Raw genomic sequence first — 22,007 nt, 5'->3', positions numbered from 1 at the left:
CTAGAAGGCGACCCGCGCCTGCAGCTCGATCCTCCGGTTTCCTGCCCCCGCCGAGCCGCCGGTGCCGAACCCGAAGCCCCCCGCGCTGGCCAGCGACTGGCCAAAGAAGGGCGAACCGAGGTTCCCCACGGGGGCGGCGGGGTTGACGTGGTTCAGGAGATTCTGGGCGGAGACCGAGATCGTCAGGCCCTGGCCCCCGCCTCCCTCGCCCATTCCCCCCCGGCCGCCGCCATCCCCCCGCCCGCCGCCGCCGAACGGCCCGCGCAGTCCGGGACCCCGCCCCCCACCCTCGCCCGGCGGCGGTGAGGGGGCCTGGCCGTGCTTGCCGAAGGGGATCGTCTTGCTGATGCGCAGGTTCACCATGACGAACCCGGGGGCGTCGCCGAGATTGCGCGGAATGATCGTCTCGCCGCTGATCGGGTCTGGATCCAGGAGGCCATAGGGTGTCGACACCACGCCTGGCCGGCTCGGGTCGCTCGCGAAGGCGGGGCGGTCCGTGAAGAGGCTGTCCCGGTTCAGGTCGCCGCCAATCGTGATGTTGAAGGGACGGCCGGTGGAGGCGAGGATGAACGGGCTCACGCGGACCCCCCACGGTCCCGAGAAGTTGCCCCCTAGGACGAAGCGGTGGCGCACGTCGATAGCCGCCCTCCCGTACTCTCCGGAAAGGTCGTACTGGTTGGCCGGGAAGGTATCGACCCCGTCCGTGTCGCTTCGGGCCCAGGCCAAGAAGTACCGAATGAAGACCGTGAGGCTGCGGCTCAGGCGGTTGTTGATGCCCAGGATCCATTGATACTGGTTGAGGCGCCCGGTGGATTCGATTTGGTAGACGTTGCCTGCGGCCGACCCTAGAGGGTGTTGGCCGTCGGGCAGGGGAGCGTTGATGTTGCGGGAGCGGAGCAGGCGCCGGCCCTGGGAGGTTATGAACGTGCCCGTGGCCGTGAAGTTGGCCGGGAGCTGTTGCTCGAGGCTAAGGGACGACTGGATGGTGTAGGGAGCCTGCAGGTCGGGGGCGGCCCGCCAGGTCGTCTGGGGAAGAGCGAAGGCGGCGAGGTCCTGCGCCGAGGGCAGGCTCACGACGTTGCCGTTCGCGTCGAAACGGATCCGGTCGAGAACCGCGGGGTCGCTCACCAAGTACTGCTGCTCGAGGATGCCGTTGAAGCGGCGGGCACGCAGCGTCAGGTCCTCCCCGAAGCGGTCGTAGAAGAGCCCGAAGCCGCCGCGGATGACGGTGTGGGGCTGGCTCGAGGTGCCCTTGGTCAAGGGCGACCATGCGAAGCCCATGCGGGGGGCCAGATTGAGCCGGCTGTCGATGTTGTTTTGGGTCTCGTAGCGCAGTCCCACGCTCAGGAGCAGATCCGGGCGCACCCGCCAGTCGTCCTGCACGAAGGGGGCAAGATCCCATTGGCTCACCTGGGCCTGGGGGTCCCCCCCCACGATCTGGAACTGGCTGGCGCCGCCACCGAGAAGACGAATGTCCGCGGGACCGAACCCCAGCCTCTGGAGGACCAGGGTCCGCCGAAAGCGTTCGATGCTGGTGAGCGGCGTCAGGACGGGGAGACCGTCCGCGCCCAGAACGGGTTGGTTGTTGGCGTCCAGTACGGGGCCGAGGCCGGGCGCGAAGAGCACGCTCCCGCCGAAGCCTTGGCGAGCGAGGTCGGTCTCGCTCACCGTCCGGAGGCGGGCGCCCGCGCGCAGCGAGTGCTTCCCCAGAGTCCAAGAGGTCACGTTTTGCAGCTCCCAGCGGTGCTGGTCGTTAAAGGAGGGCCCCACCTGGGCCCCCCCCCCGGTGAAGGCATCTTGCACCTGGAGGGTGGGAACCGAGTCGTCGCCGTTCTTGGTCTGATGTTCGGTCCAATAGCGTAGGCGCGTCTCGCTCACCACCTTTCCGAGCACGGCTGTCTCCGTGAGCTGGAAGGTCTGCTGCTTCTGCGAGCTGCTGTAGGCGCGCGACGCCAACGAGAAGCCGCCGATTCCCGCCTGATCCTGACCGGATGAGGTGTAGGTGTAGCGGGCACTGAGGCTGTGCGCTTGACTCACCTGCCAATCGACACGAGGGCTGAGGGTGGTCCGCTGCTGGGGGGTAACCACCGCCTGGCTCAGGGGAATGATGGTGAGGGCCGGGTCAAGGACGGCAGCGTTGATGATCTGATTGTCGTTTATGTCCCGCCGGTCGAAGTCGAGGAAGAACGAAGCCTTCCCGGCCACCAAGGGCCCGCCCAGATTGCCGCTCCAGTCCCGGCGCTGGTAGGGCGGCTTGTTGGGGGCGAACGGATTCCGCGTGTTCAGCCCATCGTCGTTGAAGCGGAAGGAGGTCTCGGCGCGGAGTTGATCCGTACCGGCCTTGGTGAAGATCTCGATGCGGCCGAAGCCGAGCCGGTCGTATTCGGCGGAGAAGGGGTTGGCATTGATCCGAATCTCACGGATGGAGGCCTTGGGAGGGATCCGGCCGCCCGTGAAGCCGTCCACGAAGACCTGCCCCCCGTTGGGCCCCGCGGCCGGACCAGCGAGAGCCTGGAGGGCCTCGACCATGTCGTCGGGGTCGTCGGGGAGGGCATCGAGATCCTGCCCCTTGATTACGATGGCTCCCGCGTTGTTGTCCGGCTCCAGGCTGAGGGCGGGTGTCGTCTCTTTCACGGTTACGGTCTCGCTGACCGGGGCCACTTCGAGCGGAACCTCGAGGGAAGTCGTGCGCCCGGCGGAGAGCCGAACGGAGCCGTTGGCATAGGGCGCAAAGCCCTCCTTGGTCACGCCGACCGCGTAGCGCCCCGGCACAAGTCCCACCAGGGTGTAAACGCCCGCGGCATCGGTTGTTGCCTCCCTCGGGCCCCTCGGTCCCGTGGCTCGAACGGAGGCCCCCGCGATCACCGCCCCCGTGGCGTCGGTGACGCGGCCGGTGAGGGTCGCCGTTGAGGGGTTGTCCTCCGCCCTCGCCGCCCTCGCCGCGAGAACCAGGGCCAGGGCGGCAATAGTCGCCGTGGTCGCCCTCATGGGAGGCCCATACCCAGGTCCATGAGGTCGGAGGGAAGGCCGATGTCGGCCCCCCTCGGCCGGCCGGGGCGGGCTGGCGGCAGCAGGGCTTCCAGCCCCGCCACCACGGCGATGGCATTCAGTCGCGCCGCATCGCCCCCCTCCGTGCTGGAGACCAGGATCCGGTCTCCTGCCTTGAGATCGGCGAGGGTGGTTGGGGGGAGCCGCTCGAGCAGGTCTTCCGGTCCGGCGCCGGGCTGGCTCCTCGGCCGCCGCGGCTCCCCCTCCCGGGCTCCTTTGGCCGGCTCTTCCCGAGCGCGGACCAAGCGCGCGGCCACCTCGGGGGGAAGACGCCGAACGCGGGCGTCCGGGCCCACCGCGACGGCCAGCTTTTTTCCCGACCCCTCGTCCCGCAGCGTGAGCTCGCTCCGTCCGGCATCGACGGCGACGACCGTTCCGGAGACGGTGCGGAAGGTGCCGAAGACGATCTGCTCCGCCACCAGGCGGGTGCCGTCCGGGCTGCGCTCGCCCAGCGCGCGGAGCTGGTCGTCGACCCGCACCTCGTCGAGAGCGCTCGGTCGGGCGTCGCTGAACTTGACGGAGTCGGGCGCGTACCGCCGAAAAGAGACCTTGCCGCCGCCCGTCTCAATCACCAGGACCGGCGCCGAGGCCGCCCGGCCAACCTGGAGAGTGATCTCGCCCTTCGCGGGGTCAATCGCCTTGACCACGCCCAGCACGCCGCGGCGGCGCCATTGCCCCCGATCCTCCTCCTGTTTGTGGGCGATGTCGTCGCGGGTCATCAAGACCACCTGGCGCGCCACCAGCGACTCTTTGTCCCCGGAGAGGGCGCCCCGCACCATGACCCGGTCTCCTTGGGCGATCTGCTCGAGCCCGAGGGGGGTCGCGTCGGCCAGCGTCGTGGCCCCGGGTTTGGTGCGCAAGATTGCGGCCCCCTCCGGGACCGTCACCAGCACGGAGCCGCCGCTGTCGGACTTGACCGTCAAACGCCGAGCCGCGGAATCGACGGCGGTGGCCTCCCCGACCAGGTAGTCCGGCTTTCTCTCCGTGCCCTGGCCGAGGAGAGGGGAGGCCAGGATGAAGAAAAGACTCCCCCAGGAGGCGATGCGTGTCCGACCGAAGAGTCCCTTTCGGTTCAGCATTCTGGATGGCGAGGCGTGGAACGGAATCGCCAAGCTCAGAGGGGAGAGACCGGCTCCCGGCGTCCAGGGTTTAGGCATGGGGGTCGGACCCGGAGGGCGACGCCCCTTGCTCGGGTCGTCACTCCGCGGCCTCGACATCATAGACTCGCCGGACCGTCACCGGGCCAGAGGATCGTCCTTCGAGCCGGAGAGTCACCACGAGCTGCTTGCGATCCGCGGAGACGCCGAGGGTCTCCGTGACGCTCGGCCCCCGGTCCCGCTTGGTCTCGACGATCAAGTGATCGTTGTCCCACCGCGTCTTGACCTCGCCGCCCGTATCCGTCTTGTACTTCTGTCCGTCCGGGTGGAGCGTGCGCAGGCGACCGTCCTTATCGAGCACCGCGATCTCGGCCTCGGTATGGGTGATGGTCATCTCGGCCGGGGCTTCGAGGAGACTGCTCAGGGTGTCCGGGGAGTCTCCGGGGGGGCGAGCACCGCCACCGCCTCCGCCACCCCTCCCCCCGCCATGGCCGCCCCCGTACCCGCCACCGCCTCGGTGACCACCCCAGGAGCCGCCCCCCCCGGAGCCGGAGCCTCCGGCCTGCCGCCCCGCCATGGCCTCGTTCACCTTCTTTCGGGCGTCCTCGCTCTGCTCCGGGTTGAGGCGCCAGCGCCCGGAAAGGCTCGCATGTTCGGCCGCCCCGGGAGAGGGCGGAGGGCCTTGCGTGGGTCCCGCTGCTGCCGCCGCCAGCGTCACCGTCAGTATGAGTAGCCGGTCCATAGTCTTGCCTCCCCAATGCGTTCCATCGTCCGTCGACGCTCCAGTAGACGCGCGGCGAGGGGCGCCAGTCATTAAGGCACAGCAAAATAGGTGTTAAGTGCGTAAAGTCCTCGAAGCGGTTGAGCGACAAGTCTCGGAGAGAGCTCAGGTTCCCAGGCGAGAGCCCTGGACAGGCTGAATGAGTCTCTTTACCCGCTCTTAACCTATCGGGCGGGGGGCACAGGCATCATATTGCGATGAGAACACGAGTCGGGAAGAGTAACGCTCACCGGTCGCTTCGTCTCTTCGGCGTCGGGCTGGTCGTGCTCACCGGTGCTTGCGGGACCGCGGGCCTACCCACGAGCGCCACGAGCACCCAAACCTTCACGGGAGTCTTGTCCGCCTCCGGCGGCTTCGCCCAGTCCGTGACCGTCGCCGGGAGCGGTGAATTCGATCTCACCCTCACTAGCCTCTCGCCCCAGGCCACGATTACGGTGGGGCTGGGTATCGGACAACCGGCGAATGGAACCTGCGGCCTCCTGACCAGCATCGAGAACGCGAAAGTGGGCTCCCTGGTGTCCCTGAGCGTGGTGGCCGGATCGTACTGCGTAGTGATCTACGACATCGGGAACATACAGGGCTCGGACAACTTCACTCTCACCGTGGTCCACCCTTGAAGGGATTGCCTCGCCGGGCCGACGGGGGAGGTGGGACATCGCCCGGAGTCGGCTCGGAGCAATTGCAAGCGCGAAAACCCTGCTGTTAAGAAAGTAAAAGTCCTCCCCGGAGATGGGCTTCCCCGAGGGGAGTGCTAGACTCGCTACCAGGTCTTGACGCTGCGATCTCTATTGCGCTTGCCCTCCTCCCTGACCCTCGGTGCGGTCGGGCTGGTCGGATTGCTCACTCTCCTCGCGGTTCTCCAGTACCGGTGGGTGGGCGAGCTCAGCGAGGCCGAGCTCGAGCGCCTTCGGGCCAGCGCGCACCGGCGGGCCGTCGCCTTCGCCGAGGAGTTTGACCGCGAGCTGACGCGCGCCTTCCTCTGGTTCACCCTCGCCCCGAGCGATGTCCGTGAAGGCCATTGGCAGGGGCTGGTCCGAGCTTCCGAGCGCTGGCGCTCGAGTGCCCCCCATCCGGGACTGGTGAAGGGGCTCTACGTGGTCAGGGCCCGTAAGGATCTCCCCCCCGATCGGCTTGCCCTGGATCCTGCGGCGGGGCGCGTGGTGACCGCGTCTTGGCCATCCGAGCTGGCCCCCTTGTTGGCGCGGCTGGAGAACGAGCTGGCGGCCTCGCGCGCCGGGCGCGAGAGACCGGCCGGGTCTGGAGATCTAATAGACGAGGAGACTCCCGCCCTCGTGATTACCGCCCTCGATTTGGAGCTGACCCCCGAGGGCCGACTGGTGCGGCGGCGGGGGGGGGCCGCCCTGCTCGGCTTCACAGTGGTCCTCCTCGACCTCTCCTACCTCCACGACGGGTTCCTGCCCGCCCTGGAGCGGCGTTACTTCGATGGAGCCGACGGATTCGACTACTCCCTGCAGGTTTTCACCTCGCGGGGCCCGCAGGCGCCGTTCTACACGTCCCCGGGAGCGGGATCGCATCCCGAGCCCCCGGACGCATCGGCTCGGATCCTTGACCTCCGTTTCGACGCCCGGAATCGAGACCTCCTCGAGGGCGTGGATCCCACCCTGGAGCACTTCTGGAAGCGGCGCTTTGGGATCGAGGGACGCTCGGCCGCGCCCGGGCACCGTCCGCCCTCCCCCGGGCGCCCTCCAGGGGGCTACTCGGGCGAAGGCGAGGGGCGATGGCGCGTCGCCCTCTGGAACCGCGCCGGGGGATTGGCGGAGGTGGTGACGGCCGCCCGCCGACGCAACCTGGGCGTTAGCTTCGGGGTCTTGATCCTCCTGGGGACAAGCGTGATCTTGCTGGTGACGGCGGCCAGCCGCGCGGAGAGGCTGGCCGGCCAGCAGATGGAGTTCGTGGCGGGTGTTACCCATGAATTGCGGACCCCCCTGGCGGTGATTCGCTCGGCGGGCGAGAACCTTGCGGACGGCCTGGTGAAGGACAAGGCCCAGGTCTGCAGTTACGGAGCCCTGGTCCGCGATGAGGGACGCCGGCTCTCGGAGATGGTGGAGCAAGTGCTCGAGCTGGCGGGCGCGGAGTCGGGCCGCCCGCCCGCGCCGCGCCGGCTCCTGCATGTGGGGCGGCTGGTCGACGATGCGCTGGCCAGCTGCGACCCCGCGCTGCGAGCGGCCGGAGTCAGGTTGGAGAGGGAGGTACCCGCGGAGCTCCCCCTGGTATTGGGCGACGAGGCCGCGCTGCGCCGGATGCTGCGCAACCTGTTCGACAATGCCATCAAGTACGGAGGCGACTCGCCATGGCTCGGCATCCGCGCGAGGGCCGTCGACGGCGGGCGGGAGGTCTTGGTAACCGTGGAGGACCACGGGCTGGGAATCGCGCCCGAGGACCTCCCCCGGATCTTCGAGCCCTTCTACCGGGGACGCCACCTCTCCTCCCAACACATCCACGGCAGCGGGCTGGGATTGAGCCTGGTGCGGCGGATCGTGGAGAGCCACGGTGGCCGCGTGGTGGTGGAGAGGGGCGGCGGGGGGGGGAGCGCGTTCACGATCAGACTCCCCGCCCAGAGGGAGGCGGCTCCGGTTCCGAGCGCGGAGGGCGGGCATGAAGAAGCGAATCCTGCTCGTTGAAGACGAACCCGGGCTCCGCTTGACCCTGACCGACCGCCTGTCGAGCGAAGGATACGAGGTGGCCACGGCTGCGGACGGAGATCAGGGTTTCCTGCGGGCCTCCAGCGAGGGCTTCGACCTCGTGATCCTCGACGTCATGCTGCCGGGCCGGAGCGGCTTCGATGTCTGCCGGGAGCTTCGGCAACGAGGGGTGGAGGTTCCGCTCCTCATGCTCACCGCGCGGGGACAGGTGGCGGACCGCGTCGTAGGCTTGAAGCTGGGGGCAGACGACTACCTCACCAAGCCCTTCGAGGTGTCAGAGCTCCTGGCCCGGGTCGAAGCCCGGCTCCGCCGTCGGCCCGGTCCAATCACTCCTCCCGATTCCTATCGTTTCGGCCCTGTCAGCGTGGACTTTCGAAGGACCGAGGTCGAGCGCGACGGCGTCCCCCTGGAGCTTTCCGCCAAGGAGTTCCATCTTCTGGGGTACTTCATCGAGCACCGCGGGTCCACCGTCACCCGCGACGAGCTGCTGGACGCGGTATGGGGGTACGACGCCATACCGTCTACCCGTACCGTGGACGTGCACGTGGCCTGGCTGCGCAAGAAGGTGGAGCCCCAACCTCATCGGCCCCGTTACATCCTGACCGTCCATGGGATCGGCTACAAGTTCGTGGGCTGAATGAGACGCTCGACGTTGACCCGTCTGTCCAACTAGCAGGCAGGGTACTTCCCGGCCGGTTAGAGTCTGGCGAGCCCGGTCCGCGCGCGGGCTATTCCTGCCGCGACGCCCGCTTCACTTTTTGGCAAGCCCGTTGATCGCCGAGACCGCAGGCTTGCTTGAAGAGGGGCAAGGCCCGCTCACGCTCGCGGACAGGGCCGATCTCGTAGGAGACCCCGAGCTCGTAGCAGGCTGGGGCCGCCCCCCCGTCGCAGGCCTTCTTGAACAGCGCGAGCGTCTGGGCGTGGTCGTGGGGACCAACGTCGCTGCGCTGGTAGAGACGGCCCAGGCTGAAGCAGCCCATGGCGTAGCCCCCGTCACAGGCCTGCCGGTACGCGGCCAGAGCCTTTTCCATGTCGCGGCCGACCACGTCCCCGCTCTCGTAGAGGGCGCCGAACCGGGCGCAGCCGACCACGGAGCCGCCGTCGCACGCCTCCTTGAAGAGGCCGGCGGCCCGGACCAGATCCTGGGCCACGCCGCCCCCCCCCGCGAAGAGATCGCCCAGGTCCACGCAGCCGCGCATGTCGGCGTTGGTGCAGGCCTGTCGATAGAGAGAGGCCCCCTCCGCCAGATTGCGGGGGATGCCCCGGCCGCTGACCGTGACCACGGCCAGTTCGTAGCAGCCCCCGCCCGAGCCGCCCTCGCAGGCCTTCTTGAAGAGTGCCACCGCGTGGGCCTGGTCCTTGGCCGCGCCCACCCCATCGCGGTAGAGGAGGCCGAGGCGGTGGCAGCCGCGCGCCTCACCGCCGTCGCAACCTTTGGTGAAAAGGGCCAGGGCTCGGACAGCATCCTTGGCGACGCCCTGGCCGCGCTCGTGAGCGAGACCGAGCTCGTAGCAGCCCGACGCGGCCCCCGCGTCGCAGGCCTGGCCGAAGAGAGCCAGCGCGCGGGAGAGATCCTTGGCCACGCCGACCCCGTCGCGGTAGGCGAGGCCGAGATGACCGCAACTCTCCATCTCCGCGCCGTCGCAGGCCTTCTTGAGGAGCTCGGCCGCATGCGCCGGGTCTTTCGGGACCCGCAACCCCTCCTCGTACATGAAAGCGAGGGTGCCGCAGCTGTGCGCGATCCCTCCCTCGCATGCGCGTTGTAGGAAGCCGGCCGCGCGGCTCAGGTCCTTCGGCACCTCCTTGCCGGAGTGATAGAGGGTCCCGAGCTGGCTGCAACCCTCCGCCTGGCCCCCGTCGCAGGCCCGCTCCAACAACGCGATGGCGCGGGTCAGGTCCTTGGAAACGCCTTCCCCGCTTCGGTGCATGCCGGCGAGACTCAAGCAGCCCTGGGAGTCGTTGTGCTCGCATGCCTTCTTGAAGAACGAAGCCGCCCGGCCGAGGTCGCGGGTCACCCCTTCACCGCGATAGTAAAGCGACCCGAGCTTGAGGCAGTCGGCCCCGTTGCCTTTGTCGCAGCTCTTCTTGGCGAGCGCGACTTCGCTGGACTCGGCCGGAGGCGGGCTCTTTGCCGCCTGGGGGGCCAGGAAGGTCAGGAACAGGACGCCGACCGCCGGCCCCACCACGTTCCACATAGCCACCCCCCCTCCGCTAGAGACGTTACCCGAGGCGGTCGCAGGTCCCTATGAGCCGGATCACGGCCACCGCGCGGCGTCCACCGTATAGAGCGACCAAACCCGCTCGCCTTCAGAGCAGGAATGAGTTACCTTCTGACCAGCGAGGCCATGTCAGATACGCCCCCGAGCATCGGCAGCGCCACCAACGTCCGATGGTTCCTGGAAAGCCTTGTCGACGGCGGGAAACAGCTGCGGCGTCTCCCCATCCATCCCCTTCCCTTTAAGATCGGCCGCCGGCCCGGGCTTGGCCTGGCCCTCCCTTCGGAGTCGGTTTCGAAGGAGCACGCGGAGATCTACCAGCAGGGGGAGGATCTGCGCCTCCGTGACTTGCACAGCACCAACGGCACCTTCGTCAATCGCGACCGCGTCTCCGACGCTCAGATCCGGCAAGGCGACATCATACACTTCGCGGACTTCGAGTTCCGCCTCGGCCAGCAGACGATCGAGGAAGTGGGCATGGGAGAGGAGTCGGGACCGGAACCCTCGACGGTCTCGCTCGGCAATCAACCCTTGCCCCACCTTTTCATGCGCGGCACCCGTGAGCTGGAAGAGCTGCTGCGCGATGGCTCGGTGGTGCCCGTCTTCCAACCCATCGTCCTCCTGCCCGCGGGGGCGGTGGCGGGCTACGAGGTCCTGGGCCGGGGTAAGCACCCGGGTCTGCCCTCCGACCCCATAGAGCTATTCCGAATCGCGGCCAGCATGGGCATGGAGGCTCAGCTCAGCCGGCTCTTCCGCAAGAACGCGGTCGAGACCTTGGGTTCGCGCAGCGGCCTCCCGCCCCTCTTCCTCAACACCCATCCCTCGGAACTGAGCCAGCCCGGTCTCTTAGAGTCGCTGACCGAGCTGCAAAAAGTGGCCCCCAACCTGCGCCTCATCCTCGAGATCCACGAGAGCGCCCTTGCCGATACGGCGGGAATCGCCGACCTCCTCAAGGACCTGACTCGCCTGGGGATCGGACTCGCCTACGACGACTTTGGGGCCGGACAGGCCCGCCTCCTGGAGCTGGCGGAGGTGCCCCCCCACTACCTCAAGTTCGACAAGCGCTTCGTCCATGGCATCGACCAGGCCCCCCCTTCCAAGCGCCGCCTCCTGACCTCGCTCGTGACCCTCTCCCGCGACTTGCTCGTCCAGACGGTGGCGGAAGGGATCGAGACCCCGGAGGAAGCGGAGGTTTGCTCGCGGGTGGGCTTCACGCACGCCCAGGGCTACCACTTCGGCAAGCCGATTGGCCTGGAGCAGATCTAGGTCCTTCCGACCGCGGTTAGGCCCCCTTGTCCCCAACGGCTAGGCCGGCAGCTCCGGCGCCCGCCGAGCCAGCCCTTCCGGCTCCTCGTTTAGTGCCGGCGGGCCATCCTTGAGGTGATTCCCCTTGCCCCGCTGCGGCGAGTGAGCTAGGTTCTCGGCTCGGGGCATGGCACCGCCAGTTGACTTTCTCTCCCTCGAGGGCCGGGTGGCCCTCGTGACCGGAGCCGGGCGTGGCATAGGCGCCGCCACCGCCCGCCTCTTTGCGCGCGCGGGTGCCCACGTGGCGCTCCTCGACCGCGACGGGGCCGGGGTCACGCGCACGGCGGAGGAGATCGGTCTCGCCGGAGGCGAGGCTCTCCCTTTTCCCAATGACATCACCGATGCCTTCCAGATGGAGCGCGTCGTGGACCGGGTGGTCGACGAGTGGGGCCGGCTCGACGTCTTGGTGAACAATGCGGGGATCGTGCGCGACGCCCCGCTCGAGGACGTCACCGACGAGGACTGGGCCGAGACCCTGGATGTGAACCTGCGGGGCGCGATGGTCTGTGCCCGCGCGGCCGTTCCCCACATGCTCGCCCGGCGCTGCGGCCGGATCCTCTCCGCGACCTCCCTCGTGGGCCGCACCGGCAACTACGGCCAGACCGCCTACACCGCGAGCAAAGCGGGCATTATCGGCATGACCCGGGTATGGGCTCGTGAGTTGGGGCCGAAGGGCATCACCGCGAACGCGGTGGCCCCCGGCTTCATCGATACCGAGATGGTGCGCAGCATCCCGGCCAAGGTCGTGACACAGATCCTGGCCCGCACCCCGGCGGGCCGCATGGGCCGCCCGGAGGAGGTCGCGAACGTCTACCTCTTCCTGGCCTCCGATCTAGCGAGCTTCATCAACGGAGCGGTGGTGGGGGTGGACGGGGGCCTCCTGCTCTAGGGGCCCGTTTCGTCAGGGATCGCGGACGCCGGCGAGGAATAGAGCTCGCGCGGGGTCGGCCCGGGGTTTTGGCCGCCGGGGACGTGGCCTCCTGGGGGCGGCGGCGATCAGCCCCGGTGGTCCCTCACCGCCTGACGCGTCTCCCGCTCCAGGTCCCGGCGCTTGATCGTCTCCCGCTTGTCGTGGGCCTTCTTTCCGCGGGCGAGACCGATCTCCACCTTCACCCGCCCCCGCTTCAAGTACGCCCTCAGGGGGACGATGGTCAGGCCCTTCTCCGTGGCCCGGCCCCCGAACTTCTGGACCTCCTTCTTGTGCAGGAGGAGCTTGCGGTCTCGATCCTCGGAGTGATTCTGGAGGTTGCCGTGGCTGTAAGGCCCGATGCGGCAGCCGACCAGGAATAGCTCGCCCCCCCGGAACTCCACGAAGGAGTCCCGGAAGTTCAGGCCGCCCTCGCGAATGGACTTCACTTCGGTGCCCAGCAGGCTGATCCCCGCCTCCACCCGGTCGAGGATCTCATAGTTGAAGAAGGCCTTCCGGTTGGTGGCGATGACCCGCTCGCCGGCATCGGCCTTGGGCATGGGGCTATCCTAGCCGAGGCGGGGGATGGTGACATCGTTTAACGCCTGGTTGCACGGACATGACAACCTTCCTTCAACCGGGGTGGTACATTGGTCGTAATGTCCGACGTGCAGCGCCGGCTCTCTGCCCCCTCCGACCCCCGGGGACGCCTGGTGTCGATCTTCGTGGGGGCGGTGCTCCTGCCCTCGGTGGCGCTGTCCGTGCTCTCCTTCCATGCCGTTCCCAAATACGCCGAGAACTTGAAGATCAGCCTGCTCAAACAGGCCGACAAGGTCCTCTACTATCTGGAGCGCGATCTCGAGAGGGCGGCGCGGACGAAGGCCTTGGAAGCGGCGAGGGCGGTGGGGCCCGAGAGGCTCCTGGAAGGGCGTGCGCGCGTGATCCGGGCCGCGCTCGACGAGGCGGGCATGGGGGAAAAGGTCTTCGATACCTTGCGCTTGGAGGCCTCCTCCCCCGCGACCAAGCTCTCCGCCGCGCTCGGGCGGGGAGCCGATGACATTCTCGTGCTCCGCGAGGCCTTGAAGGCGTTCGATCCGGCCCCCGGCCCGGAGGGGGAGGACTCGGTTCCCCTCACTGCCGCCGACGGAAACATGGCGGGGATCCTGCGCTTCCGCTTCGCCTGCCCCTACGTCCACAACGCCCTGCTCCACGAGTTTTTCGAGACTGACTTCGTAAACCCCGACCAGGCCTGGGTGGTCCGGGTGACCGAGCCCACGGGAGAGGTGCTCTACGAGAACGCCCCCACTCCCGATGACCGGTTCGAGGTGAAGCGGGTGATGACGGCGCCCTCCTTCCACGGGCTCAAGCTCTATCTCCGCTACAAGGACCGATCGATCGAGGAGGAGGTCCACCGCCTGGAGCTGGCCAAGAACACCCTCATCGGCTTCATCGACCTCATGCTCCTGGCCGGTCTCTATCTCGTCTACGTCAACGTACGCCGCGAGGTCCACCTCTCCCGGCTCAAGAGCGACTTCGTGGCCAACGTGAGCCACGAGCTCAAGACCCCCCTGGCCCTGATCCGACTCTTCGCGGAGACCCTGGAGCTAGGGCGCGTCCAAACGGAGGAGAAGGCCCGCCAGTACTACCGGGTCATCAACAAGGAGAGCCAGCGTCTGACCCAGCTCATCAACAACATCCTGGACTTCTCCCGTATCGAGGCCGACCGCAAGGAGTATCGCTTCGCCCCCACCGACGTGGCGCGGATCGTGGAGGAAGTGCTGGAGGCCTACCGCTTCCCGATCGAGCAGCAGAACTTCACCTTGGAGGTGGAGGTGGCGGAGGATCTGCCCGAGGTGGAGGTGGACGCGGAAGCCATCGGCCAGGCCCTCATCAACCTGGTCAACAACGCCATCAAGTACAGCCGGGACGAGAAGTACATTCGTCTGCGCGTCCGCCGCGAGGGTGAGCGCATACTGATCTCGGTCACGGACCGGGGCATTGGCGTGGCCAAGGCGGACCAGAAGAAGATCTTCGAGAAGTTCTACCGGGCGGAGAACAGCCTGCTTCACGAGACCAAGGGGAGCGGCCTCGGTCTGGCCCTCGTGCAGCACATCATGGAGGCCCACGGAGGGACGGTGGAGGTGGAGAGCACGCCTGGCAAGGGCAGCACCTTCACCCTGGTCCTTCCCCTCCGGAAGCGGAGCGCAGGAGCGTGAGCAAGATCCTGATTGTCGAGGACGAACCGGACATGGTCCTGGGGCTCAAGGACAACTTTGAGTTCGAGGGCTATGAAGTCCTCACCGCTGCGGACGGGGAGGGCGGCCTCGAGCGGGCCCGCACCCAAAAGCCCGATCTCATCATCCTGGACATCATGCTCCCCAAGCTGAGCGGCCTCGAGGTCTGCAAGAGTCTGCGGGGCGAGGGCTTTGAGGGGCCGATCATCATGCTCACGGCGCGCGGCCAGGAGATCGACAAGGTGGTGGGCCTCGAGCTGGGGGCGGACGACTACGTGACCAAGCCCTTTTCGATCCGGGAGCTGTTGGCGCGGGTTCGGGCCATCCTCCGCCGCACAGATGGGGCCCGGAAGCGCCTCGCCCGCTACCGCTTCTCGGACGTGGAGCTGGACTTCGAGGCCTACCGAGCCAAGCGGGGTGGGGAGCCCCTCGACCTCTCGCCCCGGGAGTTCGAGCTCCTGCGGTACCTCATAGAGAGGAAGGGGGAGACGGTCTCCCGCGATCGGCTCCTGGAGGACGTCTGGGGCTACGAGAGCTACCCCTCCACGCGCACTGTGGACACCCACATCGCCAAGCTGAGGGCCAAGATCGGCGACAGCGGCTCCGAACCGCGCTGGATCCTTACCATCCACGGCGTGGGCTACAAGTTTGTAGATCCCACATGACCATCCCGCCCTCCCCGACGGGTCAGCATGAACGGGCGGGGGCGGCTGTATCTGAGCCACGGCCGCGCGCCCTAATCGTCGGCGACTCCACGGCCTGGCCGGGCACCAAGGCTCTGGCCGAGACACTGAATCTGAGGTCGGTGAACGCGGAGGAGGCACTCAGCTTGCTCGCCACCGACCCGCCGGACGTCGTTTTCGTGGATGGCTACCTTCCCGCCGCGACCCTGAACCCGATTCTGGAGGCGGCCGGGCAGCCGGGACGCGCGGGCCGCCCGGCGGTGATGGTGATGGCGGACGAGGGGAGGCGGACGAACGTGGAGGACCGCCTCCTCGACCACGCCGACGACTTCGTCAACACTCGGCGGGGGGAGGAAGCGCTCTTCGCGCGGCTCCGGATCGCGCTCCGTGTACGGGGCTGCCTGGTGGAGCTCTCCCGCAAGAACGCAGAGTTGGCGAGCCTTTACGCGCAGCTGGAGACCCTGGCCGGCCGCATGGCGGGGGAGCTTCGCTTGGCTTCCCAGGTTCAGCGCAGCCTGCTCCCCCCTCCCCTCCACCACCCCCGCCTGGACGTGGCGGGGGAGTTCATCCCCATGCGCGAGATCGGGGGCGACTACTACGACCTCGTCCCCCTCGGCCCCGACCGGCTGGCTCTCGCCATCGGAGACGTCATGGGCAAAGGGGTCCCAGCAGCGCTGCTGGCGGCCAATCTCAAGGCCTGCCTGCGCGCTCACCTGCAAGGGGATGGGCACACCCCAGAGGAGCTCATCGGTCGCGTGAACCGGCTCTTCTGGGACGTCACCCCGCGGGGGCTTTTCGCCAGTTTGTTCTTCGCCATCTTCGACTTCCAGAGAGGCGCTCTCGATTACGTGAATGCCGGCCACGACCACCCGTTCGTGGTTCGGCCCGGGGGTGCAGTGGAGGACCTCGGGGTGGGGGGGACCGTGCTCGGGCTGATGGAAGGCTCGCGCTACGACCGAGGGCGGGCGGCAATCTCGGGAGACGACTTGCTGGTTTTCTTCAGCGACGGTGTCACGGACCGGGCCAACCGCCAGGGGGAGATGTACGGCGTGGAACGGCTCAAGGACGCGGCCGTACGGTGCCGGGCAGACGCCGCCCGCATCTCCCTCTATACTCTTCTGGGCGAGGTTCAGGGCTGGTCCTCGGGTATTCCGGCCGAGGACGATATGACGCTGATCGTCGGCAAGCTCCGTCAGGGCGTATAAGTCGTTCAGGTCTTGAACCTTAGGGCCTTCGCTGATAAAGTGATCGCGGCGGGTCCGGGTTCATGGAATATGTCTGCAAGGTCGGCACACCGACAGGCGAAGTGGTGGAGCGGACCTTCGCCGCCCCCGACGAGACGGCTCTCCGGGCCGACCTCGAGCAGCAGGGCTACTACCTTTTCTCGATCCACCGCGGCTTAGGCCTGGGCCGCCTTCGGCTTCGCCGCCCCCGGGTGGCACCCAGCCTGCTCTTGATCTTCGCCCAGGAGCTGGCCGCCCTCCTGAAAGCGGGCCTTCCCCTGTTCCAGTCGTTGGATGTCACGCTGGATCGGCAAAAGGACCCCGTTTTCCGACGCTCCCTCACGACCGTCCGGGAGAAGGTGAAGTCGGGAACCGCCATCTCGGAAGCCTTCCGGGCCGAAGGCGACCTTTATCCCCCGATTTTCGCGGCGAGCCTGGTGGCGGGGGAGCGCAGCGGCAGCCTGGAGTCTGTCCTGCGGCGTTTCTCTCAGCACCTGCGTCTCAACCAGGGGCTCAAGAAGAAGGCCGTCTCCGCCTCCGTCTACCCCATTGTCCTGCTGTCGATGATGCTCTTGCTGGTCGCGGTCCTCGTCGTCTACGTGATCCCCCAGTTCAAGGGGTTCTACGAGGGCCTGGGGGCCGAGCTGCCCATGCCCACACAGATCCTGCTCGGGGTGTCGGATGCAGTGAGCAGCAACCTGCTCTGGATCGGGCTCGTTCTGGCCGGGGGGGGAGTCGCGCTCTGGTCCTGGCTGCAGCGACCCACCTCTGGACTCGTCATCGACAGAGCCCTCCTGCGCTTGCCCTACCTGGGCGGCCTGGTGCGGATGTACGCGACCAGCCAGCTCATGCGGACGCTGTCCACCCTCTTGGCGGGGGGACTTCCGCTCCTGAACGCCCTGGAGGTGGCGGCGGCCTCGATCGGGAACCGGGCCATGGCCGGGGCAGTGGCCGCGGCCACCCCCCGGATACGGGAGGGTGCGAGCCTCACCGCCTCCCTCGAGTCCACGGGCATGCTGGAGACGCTCCCCCTGGAGATGGTCAAGGTGGGGGAGCAGACGGGGGCCCTGGGCGACATGCTGAACGCGGTCGCGGAGTTCTACGACGAGGAGCTGGACACCCGAATCGCGACCGTCCTCACCCTGGTGGAGCCCATCCTCCTCGTCCTCATGGCCGTCATCGTGGCCGGCATGCTGCTGGCTTTTTACTTGCCCATGTTTCAGGCCATATCCGCCGTGCAAAAGACGAGGTAGCCGGTGGCGGAAGAGCGGACAAAGCCCCTGCTCGACGATGCGGTCCTGGCCCCCGTCTCCGAGGAGGAGACCGCGCGGGCGCTCTCCGTTCGCTACCGCCTGGAGTTCGTGGACGTGGCTTCCTTCGCCCCCGATCCCGAGATCCTGAAGTCCGTGCCCGTGGAGCTGATGTTCCGGTACAACTTCCTCCCCTACCGCCGGGAGGGGGAACGACTGGTTCTGGTCATGGCCGACCCCGCCAACATCCCGGTGGTGGACGAGCTCTCCCTGCTCCTGCAGACCCCCATCCAGCCTGCGGTGGGCTCGCCCTCCGCCATCCAGGACGCGCTCAAGCGCGGTCAGGGGACCCAGCGGGTGCTGGAACAGGCCTCGGAATCGTTCAAGATCCAGCTCCTCCGCGACGACGACAACGGTGAGGAAGTTATCTCCATCGACAAGATCCAGGCCGATCAATCGCCCATCATCCGCCTCGTGGATTCCACGGTCTTCGATGCCCTGAACCGTCGGGCCTCCGACATCCACATCGAGACCCGGGACAGCGAGGTGGTGATCAAGTACCGCATCGACGGGGTGCTCCAGCCGGCCATGAAGCCCATCGCGAAGGAGCACCACCAGACCATCATCAGCCGCATCAAGGTCATGGCGGAGCTGGACATCGCGGAGAAGCGCGTCCCCCAGGACGGCCGCTTCCGAGTGAGGGTGGGCGGACGCGCCATTGATTTCCGGGTGTCTATCATGCCCTCCGTGCACGGAGAGGACGCGGTCATCCGCATCCTGGACAAGGAGAGCCTCTCCAAGCAGTTCACCTCTCTTCGCCTGGACGTGCTGGGCTTCGACGAGAAGGAGCTGGCGCGCTTCCGCCGGTTCATACGCGAGCCCTACGGCATGGTGCTGGTGACGGGGCCGACCGGCTCCGGCAAGACCACGACCCTCTACGCCGCCCTCTCCGAGATCAAGACCGAGGAAGACAAGATCATCACCATCGAGGACCCGGTGGAGTATCAGCTGAAAGGCGTGACCCAGATCCCGGTCAACGAGAAGAAAGGGCTGACCTTCGCCCGGGGCCTGCGCTCCATCCTCCGTCACGACCCGGACAAGATCATGGTGGGGGAGATCCGCGATCCCGAGACGGCAGACATCGCCATCCAGTCCGCCCTCACCGGTCACCTCGTCTTCACCACCGTGCACGCCAACAACGTGATCGACGTCCTCGGCCGCTTCCTCAACATGAAGATCGAACCCTACAACTTCGTCTCCGCCCTCAATTGCGTCCAGGCCCAGCGCCTGGTGCGTACCATCTGCTCCCAGTGCACGCGCCGCGTGAAGGCCTCCCGCGAGCTGCTGGTGGAGTCGGGCCTCGACGCCGTGGCTTACGCGGATACGTGGTTCTACGAGGGGGCGGGGTGCCTGGAATGCGGGGGGACGGGCTACAAGGGCCGCACCGCCATCTGCGAGCTCCTGGACGTGTCGGACAGCGTGCGGGAGATGATTCTGGCCCGCCGCTCGAGCGCGGACATCAAGCGGGCGGCCCGGGAGGAGGGGATGGTCTTTCTTCGGGAGTCGGCCGTCAACAAGGCCCTGACGGGCCGGACCACGCTCCAGGAGATCAACAAGGTCACGTTTGTGGAGGTGGTGTGAGGCGGGCGGGGGAGGGTCTACGAAGCGGCCACGCTTGGCTCCGCCGCCGCCTTCTCGAGCCCGACTACCCGCTCATCGCGCTCGAGGTCCGGCCGCGCAGCCTGGGGGTGGTGCGGCTCTTTCGCGAGGGCAGGCGGGTCCTCCTGGGCGCGGCGGCCTCGCTGGACCTGCCCGAGGGCGCGCTGAACCTCTCCATGACCCAGCCCAACATCACGGATGCCGCCGCCTTCGGCAAGGCCCTGGCCACGGTCGTGGAGCGGGCGGGGGCCCTCTCGGGCGGAGAGATTGGCCTCGTCCTCCCTGATCCCGTGGTCCGGCTGGCCCTGCTTCCCGCCCCCGAGGTGACGGGCCGGGGCCGCCGGGAGACCGAGGATCTTATCCGCTTCCGGCTCAAGAAAGCCCTTCCCTTTGAGGCCCGGGAGGCCCGCGTCGCTCATCGAGCGCCGCCCCCCGGATCCGGGGGCCAGGTCCTGGTGGCCGCCGTTTTTCGACCCGTGCTCGAGGGTTACGAGGCTGCGCTTTCGGCCCTCGGCTTCCGCCCCGGCCTGGTGGAAGCGGCCTGCCTCGCCCTGTCGGGAAGAGCGATCGGGGAGGGCTCTACCGGCGACCGGCTCTTCTTGAACTGGGATCACGGCTACGTGTCTCTGGTCCTGAGCCGCGCGGGCTGGCCCATCCTCCTGCGGACCCTGACCGGGGACTTCGCCGCCGCCCCCGATCCCGTTATTCGCGAGGTCGCCAACACCGTGCTCTACTATCGGGAGAGGCTGGCGGGGCCGGGCCTGGAAGCGGCCGTGGTCCGTTCCGCGGCCCTGCCCCCGGAGGAGGCGGTGGCGCTCCTTCACGAGCCCCTGGGGCTCAAGCCCGAGGTCCTCGATCCCTGGGAGCCTTTCGGGGGAAGCGATTCGGGGACGGCGGCCCAGGCCTTGGCGGGGGCGGCCGCGTGCGTGGCGAGGGCAGCGTGAGGGCCCCCCTCAACCTGGCTAGCCGGCCCTTCCGCAACGAACGGCTGCCCGCCCTCGCCTTCGGCCTGGCATCGCTCCTGCTCCTCGCCCTCACCGCCCGCCACGCCCTCGTCCTCCGGCAGGTGTTGCCGGGTCGCACCGCGGCCCTGGAGCAGGAGGTGAAGGCCCTCGACCAGCAGGTCGAGCAGCTCCGGATGGAGGCCGCGTCCTTGCGCGGCCCCCGGCCGGACTCCGCCCTGGTCACCCATTGGGCACTCCTCCGGGCCCTGGTGGACCAGAGGGCGTTTTCCTGGACAGATCTCCTCGGCGTTCTGGAGGAGGTGCTCCCGGCGGGGGTGCGCCTCGTCTCCATCGCTCCCTCCGTCAGGGAAGGGCAGCTGCAACTGGACTTGGGCGCGGTCGCCCGCAAAGCGGAGGACGGGTTCGATTTCATGCGCGCTCTGCAGGAGCGGAAGGAGTTCCAGGACGTGAACCTCCTGGGGGTGGGGGAGGGCACGGAGGGAGCCGACCTGTCGTTCTCGATGCGGTACGTCTCGCCCGCCATCCCGGGGCGGGTGGAGAAGCGGCCGTGACTCCCGCCCCGCCTCTTCCCTTCTGGCGGCGCCGCCTCCTGCCCGTGTTCTGGGCCCTGGTCGGCCTGAACGTGGCCGCCTTCGCGGCCTACACCTTCCCCCGCCAGCTACAACTCCGCAGCGTCACCTCCCGGGTGGCCCTGCTCCGGGCGGAGGTGGAACGCGAGCTAGAGATCACGGCTGGCCTGCGCCGCCGCGCGGACACGATCCGCTCCAACACCGCGGACATGCAGCGCTTCTACCGCGGGGTGGTGGGCCCGCGGGACACCGAGCTGCGGCCCACCCTGCAGGAGGTCGAGAAGATGGCCGCGGAGCCGGGCCTGAAGGCCCGGCGCCGCACGTATCACCCCGAGGACGTCAAGGGAACGCGGCTGACCCGGGTGGCCATCTCGTTCCCGGTGGAAGGGACGTATCATCAACTGGTGGAGTTCCTGGCCCGCGTCGAGCGCTCGCCGCGTTTCCTCACCGTGGACCGGGTGGCCCTCAGGCGCAGCGCGGAACAGAGGGGGGACTTGAGCATCGAGCTCTCCGCCTACTTCCGAGCCGGATCCCCGGAGAGCCATGGACAGTAGCTCCTCCCGAGGCGTGACCTACCTGGAACTGGTGGCCACCGCCGCCATTGTGATGATCCTGGCCTCCGCCATAATGCCCTTGGCCCGGGTGACTTACACCCGGCAAAAGGAGATCGAGCTGAGGCGCACCCTGCGGGAAATAAGGTTCGCCGTCGACCGCTATCACTTGGCGGTGGAGCAAGGCGCCATCGGGGGCACCGACGTCAAGGTGGGGAGCGAGGGCTATCCGCCCGATCTCGAGATCCTGGTCAAGGGGGTCAACCGGGTGGGGGCGATCCAGAAGAAGCTCAAGTTCCTGCGCCGCATACCGGTGGACCCCATGACGGGAACCGCGGAGTGGGGCCAGCGCTGCTATCAGGACGAACCCGATAGCACGTCTTGGTGCGGCCAGAACGTCTGGGACGTGTACTCGAAGAACACGGGGAAGGGATTGGATGGGACGCAGTACAACTCCTGGTGAGGGAGGCTTCACCCTCCTCGAGCTGATCACGGTGGTGGCCCTCATCGCCATCCTGGCCGCGATCGCGCTGCCTGAGTACAAGGTGGCCATCCTCCAATCCCGGGAGGCGGTGCTGAAAGAGGATCTCTTCCGCCTGCGCGAGCTGATCGACCAGTACTACGCGGACAAGGGCCGCTATCCGGCCTCCCTGGATGCCCTCAAGGAGGACGGCTACGTGCGGGCCGTCCCCGTCGACCCCATCACGAGGATGGCGGACTGGGAGGTGGTGAACGCCGAGCCCGATCCCGACCGGCCGACCGAGCCCCCGGGCATCATCGACCTGAAGAGCGCGTCCACCGAGTCCTCGCTCTCGGGCACGCCCTACAACGAGTGGTGACGATGCCCACAGGGAAG

20 protein-coding genes are annotated in these 22,007 nt (G+C 68.0%); 15 read left to right on the top strand and 5 right to left on the bottom strand.

Annotated features, from left to right (window positions below):
* From VN461_08265 to VN461_08255, 3 genes are all read right to left on the bottom strand, one after another.
* Positions 1-2,988: a carboxypeptidase regulatory-like domain-containing protein gene (locus VN461_08265; protein HXB54761.1), complete on the bottom strand. Its 2,988-nt coding sequence runs from the start codon at positions 2,986-2,988 to the stop codon at positions 1-3.
* A complete protein-coding gene (locus VN461_08260) occupies positions 2,985-4,127 on the bottom strand; it encodes a hypothetical protein (protein ID HXB54760.1) in 1,143 nt (380 codons plus the stop codon). The genes VN461_08265 and VN461_08260 overlap by 4 nt, the downstream gene beginning before the upstream one ends.
* A gap of 118 nt (positions 4,128-4,245) precedes the next feature.
* On the bottom strand, positions 4,246-4,539 hold the full coding sequence (locus VN461_08255; protein ID HXB54759.1) for a hypothetical protein: 294 nt from the start codon (positions 4,537-4,539) through the stop codon (positions 4,246-4,248).
* Between the two features lie 584 nt (positions 4,540-5,123).
* Between VN461_08255 and VN461_08250 the strand changes: the two genes are divergently transcribed.
* The 3 genes from VN461_08250 (at position 5,124) to VN461_08240 (ending at position 8,226) form a co-directional block, all read left to right on the top strand.
* Entirely contained in the window at positions 5,124-5,543 is a 420-nt protein-coding gene (locus tag VN461_08250) for a hypothetical protein (GenBank protein HXB54758.1), read from the top strand.
* Positions 5,544-5,720: 177 nt separating this feature from the next.
* Positions 5,721-7,568 carry a HAMP domain-containing sensor histidine kinase gene (locus tag VN461_08245; GenBank protein HXB54757.1) on the top strand — a complete coding sequence of 616 codons (1,848 nt, stop codon included), beginning with the start codon at positions 5,721-5,723 and terminating at the stop codon, positions 7,566-7,568.
* Positions 7,543-8,226, top strand: a complete 684-nt coding sequence (locus VN461_08240) for a response regulator transcription factor (GenBank protein HXB54756.1) — start codon at positions 7,543-7,545, stop codon at positions 8,224-8,226. The genes VN461_08245 and VN461_08240 overlap by 26 nt, the downstream gene beginning before the upstream one ends.
* Positions 8,227-8,317: 91 nt before the next feature.
* Here the strand turns inward: VN461_08240 and VN461_08235 are convergent, their stop codons facing one another.
* Entirely contained in the window at positions 8,318-9,784 is a 1,467-nt protein-coding gene (locus VN461_08235) for an SEL1-like repeat protein (protein HXB54755.1), read from the bottom strand.
* A gap of 123 nt (positions 9,785-9,907) precedes the next feature.
* Between VN461_08235 and VN461_08230 the strand changes: the two genes are divergently transcribed.
* Both VN461_08230 and VN461_08225 read left to right on the top strand, forming a co-directional pair.
* Complete coding sequence (locus VN461_08230) at positions 9,908-11,071, top strand: EAL domain-containing protein (protein ID HXB54754.1); 1,164 nt, start codon at positions 9,908-9,910, stop codon at positions 11,069-11,071.
* 166 nt (positions 11,072-11,237) lie between these two features.
* Positions 11,238-11,999 carry an SDR family NAD(P)-dependent oxidoreductase gene (locus tag VN461_08225; protein ID HXB54753.1) on the top strand — a complete coding sequence of 254 codons (762 nt, stop codon included), beginning with the start codon at positions 11,238-11,240 and terminating at the stop codon, positions 11,997-11,999.
* Between the two features lie 107 nt (positions 12,000-12,106).
* On the opposite strand, the gene smpB is transcribed toward VN461_08225, so the two are convergent.
* A complete protein-coding gene (gene smpB / locus VN461_08220; protein HXB54752.1) occupies positions 12,107-12,577 on the bottom strand; it encodes an SsrA-binding protein SmpB in 471 nt (156 codons plus the stop codon).
* A gap of 99 nt (positions 12,578-12,676) precedes the next feature.
* Here smpB and VN461_08215 point away from each other — a divergent pair, with 99 nt between their 5' ends.
* From VN461_08215 to VN461_08170, 10 genes are all read left to right on the top strand, one after another.
* On the top strand, positions 12,677-14,233 hold the full coding sequence (locus VN461_08215) for a HAMP domain-containing sensor histidine kinase (GenBank protein HXB54751.1): 1,557 nt from the start codon (positions 12,677-12,679) through the stop codon (positions 14,231-14,233).
* Positions 14,230-14,916 (top strand): response regulator transcription factor, encoded by a 687-nt coding sequence (locus VN461_08210; GenBank protein HXB54750.1) that lies wholly within the window; start codon positions 14,230-14,232, stop codon positions 14,914-14,916. Before VN461_08215 ends, VN461_08210 begins: the two co-directional genes overlap by 4 nt.
* Positions 14,913-16,139, top strand: a complete 1,227-nt coding sequence (locus tag VN461_08205) for a PP2C family protein-serine/threonine phosphatase (GenBank protein ID HXB54749.1) — start codon at positions 14,913-14,915, stop codon at positions 16,137-16,139. Before VN461_08210 ends, VN461_08205 begins: the two co-directional genes overlap by 4 nt.
* Positions 16,140-16,201: 62 nt before the next feature.
* Entirely contained in the window at positions 16,202-17,410 is a 1,209-nt protein-coding gene (locus VN461_08200) for a type II secretion system F family protein (protein ID HXB54748.1), read from the top strand.
* 3 nt (positions 17,411-17,413) lie between these two features.
* Positions 17,414-19,048, top strand: a complete 1,635-nt coding sequence (locus tag VN461_08195) for a GspE/PulE family protein (protein ID HXB54747.1) — start codon at positions 17,414-17,416, stop codon at positions 19,046-19,048.
* Complete coding sequence (locus VN461_08190; protein HXB54746.1) at positions 19,045-20,010, top strand: hypothetical protein; 966 nt, start codon at positions 19,045-19,047, stop codon at positions 20,008-20,010. The genes VN461_08195 and VN461_08190 overlap by 4 nt, the downstream gene beginning before the upstream one ends.
* Positions 20,007-20,582: a hypothetical protein gene (locus VN461_08185; protein HXB54745.1), complete on the top strand. Its 576-nt coding sequence runs from the start codon at positions 20,007-20,009 to the stop codon at positions 20,580-20,582. Before VN461_08190 ends, VN461_08185 begins: the two co-directional genes overlap by 4 nt.
* The gene (gene pilO / locus VN461_08180) at positions 20,579-21,154 is read left to right on the top strand and encodes a type 4a pilus biogenesis protein PilO (GenBank protein ID HXB54744.1); all 576 of its coding nucleotides are present in this window, start codon (positions 20,579-20,581) and stop codon (positions 21,152-21,154) included. Before VN461_08185 ends, pilO begins: the two co-directional genes overlap by 4 nt.
* On the top strand, positions 21,144-21,614 hold the full coding sequence (locus tag VN461_08175; protein ID HXB54743.1) for a type II secretion system protein: 471 nt from the start codon (positions 21,144-21,146) through the stop codon (positions 21,612-21,614). Before pilO ends, VN461_08175 begins: the two co-directional genes overlap by 11 nt.
* Positions 21,589-21,990, top strand: a complete 402-nt coding sequence (locus VN461_08170) for a prepilin-type N-terminal cleavage/methylation domain-containing protein (protein HXB54742.1) — start codon at positions 21,589-21,591, stop codon at positions 21,988-21,990. Before VN461_08175 ends, VN461_08170 begins: the two co-directional genes overlap by 26 nt.
* Positions 21,991-22,007: the final 17 nt, after the last annotated feature.

It is taken from the genome of Vicinamibacteria bacterium, assembly GCA_035570235.1.
Taxonomy (GTDB): domain Bacteria; phylum Acidobacteriota; class Vicinamibacteria; order Fen-336; family Fen-336; genus DATMML01.
This window is presented reverse-complemented; position numbering and strand designations above follow the sequence as displayed.